The sequence below is a fragment of the Burkholderia sp. 4NA327C6 genome, assembly GCF_005502655.1.
Classification (GTDB): Bacteria; Pseudomonadota; Gammaproteobacteria; order Burkholderiales; family Burkholderiaceae; genus Burkholderia; species Burkholderia contaminans.
Window position 1 is genome coordinate 20,785 of sequence record NZ_SCNZ01000075.1, and the last position, 6,327, is coordinate 27,111.

Below are 6,327 nucleotides of genomic sequence, written 5' to 3' on the forward strand. Positions count from 1 at the left end.
GTACTGTAAAATAGAAGAGTGAGCACTTGATTTGCTGGTGCTTTCAAACAACGGTGTTGTTTTTTTAACAGCCGAACTGGAAAGGGAGGCTGAGCTGCTCAGTGATCACTTTATCCGTTGGCTGATTTACGCCGGCATGTTCGCTACAGGCACTGAACGACAACGCAGATGGTATGATCTGTGCGTTCTGACTCGTCAAGGATCGGCCAATGGATCGTTTGTCTAATTTGCTCTCGCGGTTCGGCGTGCGGGCCAATCTGTTCTATGACGGCGACCTATGCGGCTCTGCATCTTACGATGGCGCCGAGCGGCGAGGTTATATCCATCTGCTTCAGGCCGGCAGCGTGACGTTGCTTGGTCCCGATCGCAAGGATTTGCAGCTCACTCGCCCTAGCTTGATTTTTATGCCACGCCCCGCCAAGCATCAATTGTTTGCGGGTGAGTCCGATGGCGCAAAGTTGTTGTGTGCTTCCATGGAGTTTGAGGGCGGAATTGATAATCCTTTGTCGGCTTCATTACCGGACTGTTTGGTGCTCGCACTCGATGATCTGCCCATGCTGGCAGACACGTTGGAGTGGATGTTTGCCGAGGCGGCAAATGTGCATTGTGGAAGGGAAGCCGCGCTTGAGCGCTTATTTGAGCTCCTAATCATTCTGTTGCTCCGTTACCTGCTCGATCATCACCAGTTGCGCACCGGAATGATGGCTGGACTGGCCGACATGCGGCTTGCCCGATCGCTTTTACAGATGCACAACTCCCCGGAACATGCCTGGTCAATAGCAGAGCTGGCCAGTGAGTCAAATATGTCACGCGCTGCGTATGCCGTGCATTTCAAGAGTGTCATCGGACAGACGCCTGCTGATTATTTGTTGAGTTGGCGAGTTAGCCTGGCTCAGAAGCTGATGCGAGAAGGGCGCTCGATTACGCTGATTGCAGCTCAAGTCGGCTACGAAAGTCCTTCGGCGCTGTCTCGCGCATTTAGACGCAAGACGGGGTTGAGCCCTCGTGACTGGTTGAAAGATCTGGCGGGGGAAAATGATGGCAAAAAGGCCTAAGGCATTACTGCCTTAAGCCATTGAAAAAATTATGCATTAATTTTACGTTTTTCCAGTTCAACCAGCGAATGGCCTGCCACAAATATCGAAACAGCAAGCAACCCTAAGTCTTTAAGCAGAAACTGACCTGGCGCAACGGAAATCGCCGGAAACCCTAAACTAGGCTCAATGACGCCCGGAGTGGAAAACATAAAGCTAAGGGTTGTGAAGAACAGGCCTGCAGACAGAGCGCCTCCTACCACGGATAGTTTGGGCGACAGCATGCGGCCTGCGATCAGAGTGCCGATCGAAATCTCTAGTATGCCGAGCAGGCTGGAGAACATGTCGACCGAAAAAATGCTATACACCCATCCCAAAAGCGGGCTGTTGCTCACCAGTGGAACCAGGCCCTCGGCCTCGTAGTGGGTAAATTTCATGCCGCCGAACCAGAAGTAAATAATAGCGAGAGCCAAGTACGCGCCATAGATACCTAGCCCCATAGTTTTGGTTCCAAGCGTTAAGTGGGCCTGTACGCTGGACTTCGAGTTTTCAATGCCTATGGTTTTCATGTCTGAGCTTCCAGTAGTGAGTGAGAGTGTGTTGGCTGCCGAACGCCGTATGCGTTGGCGATGAGATGATTATGGCTGGCATCTCTAATCAAGAGGCATCAGAAAGTATTGATTTCAGTGCAGATCGTCTTGGGCGGTGCAATTCGCGATGAAGGGATCGCCGTGGAGAGCGATGAGTGCACTATTTCGATAAAGGAGTCGTTTTACATAGGTCGATGAAGCGCGTTGCGGCATCGCCTACTGTCATTTCTCAAATCTGACTATGGGGCTTGGGGCGAAGGGCGGCACTGACTAGGCTTAGAACAGCTACCAACTAGCCGCGCGGCCGCGATGCACAAAGAATGGTAACTGAGCCGTGAGTGCGGTGGGCGCCCGCATTTATTTCCAAACCCTACAGATACATCGATCTTCGACTTCAACCGGGCAGATAGGGGTCGTCTCAGAAAACGGAAAATAAAGCACGCTAAGCGTGCGTGGAGGCTGGCACCCAGCGGTACAGCGTCGGAATGGACACGCCGAGGTTCTTGGCCACGTCCTTGGGCGGCACCCCGCTGGCCAGCAGCTTCTTGGCCGACTCGATCTTGCTGTCGGTCATCTTCGGCTTGCGGCCGCCTTTGCGGCCGAGCTGCTTGGCGACTTCCAGCCCGGCGCGGGTGCGCTCGACGGTCAGCTCGCGCTCCATTTCGGCAAGGCTCGCCATGACGTGGAAGAAGAACCGCCCGGATGGTGTGCCGGTGTCGATGGAGTCGGTGAGGCTCCTGAACTGGACACCGTGCTTGTGCAGATCGCCGACCAGATCGACCAGTTGCTTGACCGACCGGCCCAGCCGGTCGAGCTTCCAGACGACCAAAGTATCGCCTTCGCGCAGCATTTCGAGCGTCTTGGCCAAGCCAGGCCGGTCTGCCCGCGTGCCACTCACCTTGTCCTCGAAGACCTTTTTACATCCGGCCTTGCTCAAGGCTTCGCGTTGCAGCTCCAGGTTCTGATCCTGCGTCGAGACGCGCGCATAGCCAATCAACATGGCTTGTCTCGCGCCCGGTCGATGCGTTCCTGCATCGCCTGCATCACTTCTTCGTGGGTGTACGATCTGGCGTTGGCGTCGGTGGCTTGCCGCAGGGCTTCCTCAACCTCGCGCGTCATCCGCTCGTAATCCTCCGGCCACAGCGCTTGCTCCATGCGCAGCGACGCCTGACCCAGCAGGTGCAGCAGGCTGAACAGCCGCATGTCGTTGGTGGCGACGATGCGCTCCCGAATCTGCTCCTGAATAGCTTCGCTAGCCCGATGCGCTTGTGGTGTGGCAGTCCCCTCGTAGTCAGCGGGGAATTCCGCTTCCTCGGCAATCCTTGCCCAGGCGCTGGCCAGCGCCTCGATGGTTGACGTGCTCATTTCCGCCGCTCCTGTGCTCTTTGGCGAATCAACCGGCCAAGGGGCCTCGACGCGAAAACCAGCAGCATCACGCCTATCGGATACCAGGTCGAGAAGACCACCAAGGCATCGAAGGCTGGCCGTCCGGTGTTGGTAGGCAGTACGGCGGTCACAGCCATCAACCCGCCGACCGTCCAGATGATGCGCCACACGTAGGGCATCACGCGGGGCACGTAGCCGTCATCGAAAGCGGTCTGGTAGTAGCGGCGCAGGCCGCGCTCGGCAAGCGCCTGGCGCTGCCGCTCCGACAGCGCATCCGTCCGGCCATACCAGCGCCGGAATGGTGGACAGCGCAGCAGCAAAGGGGTGAAGAGGATCATCACCGCCACGATCGCGACACCCCACGCCATGACGGCGCCGGCATCGGGCCGCTTGGCGTTCTCGATCACGGGCGCGAAGACGCCCGGAGCACCGATCATCCAGAACAGCGCAATGTGCTGATGGAAGGAGAGCTTCATTTGCTCATCCACTTGCGCAGCAGGCGCTTTTTCAGGGAGGCGCGTTCTTGCGGGTTGCGTCCCTTGTGATTGGCGATGCGATCCGCCGTGGCGGCCTGGCGCTTGACGGGCCAGTAGGAGCGGCCATCCTTGCCCATCGACCAGACGCTGCTGGCCTGGTTTTCCAGCAGGGGCAGATGGGCGCTCAGGGCTTCGGGCGACGCGCTGGTCAGCGCCGTGCGCTCACGGGTGCGCCAGCGCTGATGCCAGAGCTTCTTGTCCTCGCGCTCGCTGCCGCAGGTCGTGTGCCCGACGATGGGTGTTTTGCGGCGGCTGCGGCTCATAACGTAGTGGTCTCCAAGAACATTCAGGACTGATCCCAGGCGTCGATGGTCAAGACCTGATCGGCAGGACAGGCGGCTACGCGGTCGGGAACTGGATGGTGTTCAGTCTCATGCCGACCCCATTCGATTGATCGCGTCGCTTGCGGCACGCTGCGACGCAAGGAGGTTTGCGACCTGGTTTAGCAGCCGTGTCCGCTGCATGTCTGTTACCTATCTCCCCGACCGCTCATTGGACCAACTCCAGAGATTGGGCTCTATCGCTCAGCCAATACGAAACCGGCATTGGCTGATGCCACAACCGAGACGAACACAAATGGCTCGGTACCTGTATTTCGCGCCCCGTGCACTTGGCCCGGTCTTGCCACGGCTATCTCACCTTCCCTGAGGGCACGAACAATCCCATTGCCCTGAAAGTAATCAGCCATTCCCGACAAAACAGTCCACGTGTCTTGGCCGTGAGGATGAATGTGAGCCGCAATTTCCTGCCCGGGATGGACATGCCAAACCACGATAATTGAGTCTCGGGTTTCAAGCACAACGGAACGAATAGGCTCGCCTTCGGACGGCTGAACATACTCGGCTACAGAAAATATTCTCGATTCAACAGTCATCGGAGATCCCTCTTTCACAGTGCCCCCAGACAGGCTGGATATGAGTTCTAACTCGAATTTGAACGGGAGGCTGGTCGTGCGGTCGTGCAGTTGCCGATGAGCGTGTCGGCTGCTGCCTCCTTGCCCACCAGCGAACTCACGTCCGTTGCGGCCATCCAGAAGGTCTTGCCCGAGCGCGGCTCATAGGTCGCGGGATCGAACACGCCAGAGGGGCCGAACATCGGCGGCTTGATTGGTCATGGCTCCATGCCTTTGTCGTTACGGTCTTCATCGTCGGCATCCTGACGCACGGCGGGCAATTGCTGGAGCAACGCCGGCAGCCATTCCTGTACCGTCTCCCACACCACATCGAGGTTGATGTCGAAATAGCCGTGAGCCATGCGATTACGCATATTGCGCATGCTGCGCCACGGCACGTCGGCATGCGCCTGGGTGAACTCGACGTAGCCATCCATCACCTTTGTGGCCGCCTCGCCGATGACGATCAGGCTCATGATGACGGCCTGCTGGGTGCGCTTGTCGGCCAAGAAGTCGTCCTTGGCCATCCCTTCCACGAAGCTGCGCGCATCGGTTGCGGCCTGCTGAATGTGGTCGAGGTAATCGGGCAGGCGGTTCTCGCTCATATCGGTTGCGCCTCCGCGAGCACCTTGGCCCGGAACTTCGGCGGCAGGTCGCCGGGAGTCAGCAGATCGACGTCAACGCCGAGCAGCGATTTCAGTTCTTCTTCCAAATCGCCCAAGTCCAACAACGTGGCACCGGGCAGCGCATCGACCAACAGGTCGAGGTCGCTGCCATCCCGGTCGGTGCCATGCAGCACCGAGCCGAAGACGCGCGGGTTCGCGGCGCGAAAGCGGCCTACCGCTTCACGCACTGCGCTTCGCTTCATGTCAAGCACAACAGACGGTCGCATGGGCATCCTTTCTTATCGAAACTCGTTGAGATGATATGCAATCAAGAATAGAATTTCAAGAACTATTTTCGAGAATCGCAATGCCTTGATTCCCGTGCCGCGCCGGTTGTCATTTTCAGAAGGCGATAGCACGAATTATCAAAAGTCGGCCGCACGGTTTTTTCTGACGGTTGACGTCACCTCAGAAAACGGAAAATAAAGCACGCTTAGGCGTAGTTCCCTTGGCTACACCGCGTCGGTACTGCGCGGTTCTTTCTTCCCTTGCAGTGAAGCAATCAGCGGGCAAGAAACATTCCCCTGCCGCAGGTGGCAGGCACACACAAGTTCGGAAAGCACCGACTCCATACGCGCCAAGTCAGTCATTTTTTCGCGCACGTCCTTGAGCTTGTGCTCGGCCAGACTACTGGCTTCCTCGCAATGGGTGCCATCCTCCAGCCGCAGCAGTTCGGCTATTTCATCCAGACTGAAGCCCAGCCGCTGGGCTGATTTCACGAACCGCACCCGCGTTACATCCGCCTCGCCATAGCGGCGGATGCTGCCGTAAGGCTTGTCCGGCTCCGGCAACAAGCCCTTGCGCTGATAGAACCGGATGGTCTCTACGTTGACCCCGGCCGCCTTGGCGAAAACGCCGATGGTCAGATTTTCCAAATTGTTTTCCATATTGCTTGACTCCGTACATGACTACGGAAGTAAGGTTACGCTATCCAATTTAAATTCGAAAGGACACGCGCATGTCTGAACCACAAAACGGGCGCGGGGCGCTCTTCGCCGGCGGGCTGGCTGCCATCCTCGCCTCGGCCTGCTGCCTGGGGCCGCTGGTTCTGGTCACCTTGGGGTTCAGCGGCGCTTGGATCGGCAACCTGACGGTATTGGAGCCGTATCGGCCGATCTTCATCGGCGCGGCGCTGGTTGCACTGTTCTTTGCCTGGCGGCGCATCGTCCGACCGACCGCAGCCTGCAAGCCGGGCGAGGTGTGCGCGATTCCGCAAGTGCGCAC

The 6,327-nt window shown here is 58.0% G+C and carries 12 protein-coding genes; 2 read left to right on the forward strand and 10 right to left on the reverse strand.

Annotation, left to right across the window (positions count from 1 at the left end):
• Window positions 1-209: 209 nt before the first annotated feature.
• Window positions 210-1,055, forward strand: coding sequence for an AraC family transcriptional regulator (locus tag FFS49_RS39320; RefSeq protein WP_003464995.1), 846 nt, complete (start codon window positions 210-212; stop codon window positions 1,053-1,055).
• A 29-nt stretch (window positions 1,056-1,084) separates the two neighbouring features.
• On the opposite strand, the gene FFS49_RS39325 is transcribed toward FFS49_RS39320, so the two are convergent.
• From FFS49_RS39325 to merR, 10 genes are all read right to left on the reverse strand, one after another.
• Entirely contained in the window at window positions 1,085-1,603 is a 519-nt protein-coding gene (locus FFS49_RS39325) for a DUF417 family protein (protein ID WP_003464991.1), read from the reverse strand.
• A 463-nt stretch (window positions 1,604-2,066) separates the two neighbouring features.
• Complete coding sequence (locus FFS49_RS39330; protein ID WP_003100847.1) at window positions 2,067-2,624, reverse strand: recombinase family protein; 558 nt, start codon at window positions 2,622-2,624, stop codon at window positions 2,067-2,069.
• Window positions 2,618-2,989: a hypothetical protein gene (locus FFS49_RS39335; RefSeq protein ID WP_003100853.1), complete on the reverse strand. Its 372-nt coding sequence runs from the start codon at window positions 2,987-2,989 to the stop codon at window positions 2,618-2,620. Before FFS49_RS39335 ends, FFS49_RS39330 begins: the two co-directional genes overlap by 7 nt.
• Window positions 2,986-3,486: a hypothetical protein gene (locus FFS49_RS39340; RefSeq protein WP_003100856.1), complete on the reverse strand. Its 501-nt coding sequence runs from the start codon at window positions 3,484-3,486 to the stop codon at window positions 2,986-2,988. Before FFS49_RS39340 ends, FFS49_RS39335 begins: the two co-directional genes overlap by 4 nt.
• The gene (locus tag FFS49_RS39345) at window positions 3,483-3,809 is read right to left on the reverse strand and encodes a hypothetical protein (RefSeq protein ID WP_003100858.1); all 327 of its coding nucleotides are present in this window, start codon (window positions 3,807-3,809) and stop codon (window positions 3,483-3,485) included. The genes FFS49_RS39340 and FFS49_RS39345 overlap by 4 nt, the downstream gene beginning before the upstream one ends.
• 254 nt (window positions 3,810-4,063) lie before the next feature.
• On the reverse strand, window positions 4,064-4,420 hold the full coding sequence (locus FFS49_RS39350) for a cupin domain-containing protein (RefSeq protein WP_003465043.1): 357 nt from the start codon (window positions 4,418-4,420) through the stop codon (window positions 4,064-4,066).
• Between the two features lie 47 nt (window positions 4,421-4,467).
• Complete coding sequence (locus FFS49_RS42295; RefSeq protein WP_003154411.1) at window positions 4,468-4,641, reverse strand: hypothetical protein; 174 nt, start codon at window positions 4,639-4,641, stop codon at window positions 4,468-4,470.
• A 15-nt stretch (window positions 4,642-4,656) separates the two neighbouring features.
• Window positions 4,657-5,043 carry a DUF86 domain-containing protein gene (locus tag FFS49_RS39355; RefSeq protein WP_003100872.1) on the reverse strand — a complete coding sequence of 129 codons (387 nt, stop codon included), beginning with the start codon at window positions 5,041-5,043 and terminating at the stop codon, window positions 4,657-4,659.
• Window positions 5,040-5,330 (reverse strand): nucleotidyltransferase, encoded by a 291-nt coding sequence (locus FFS49_RS39360; RefSeq protein ID WP_001247892.1) that lies wholly within the window; start codon window positions 5,328-5,330, stop codon window positions 5,040-5,042. The genes FFS49_RS39355 and FFS49_RS39360 overlap by 4 nt, the downstream gene beginning before the upstream one ends.
• Before the next feature lie 225 nt (window positions 5,331-5,555).
• Complete coding sequence (gene merR, locus FFS49_RS39365) at window positions 5,556-5,990, reverse strand: Hg(II)-responsive transcriptional regulator (RefSeq protein WP_005798840.1); 435 nt, start codon at window positions 5,988-5,990, stop codon at window positions 5,556-5,558.
• Window positions 5,991-6,061: 71 nt separating this feature from the next.
• Here merR and merT point away from each other — a divergent pair.
• Window positions 6,062-6,327 (forward strand): mercuric ion transporter MerT (merT, locus tag FFS49_RS39370; protein ID WP_137951060.1); only part of this gene is annotated, 266 nt, incomplete at its 3' end.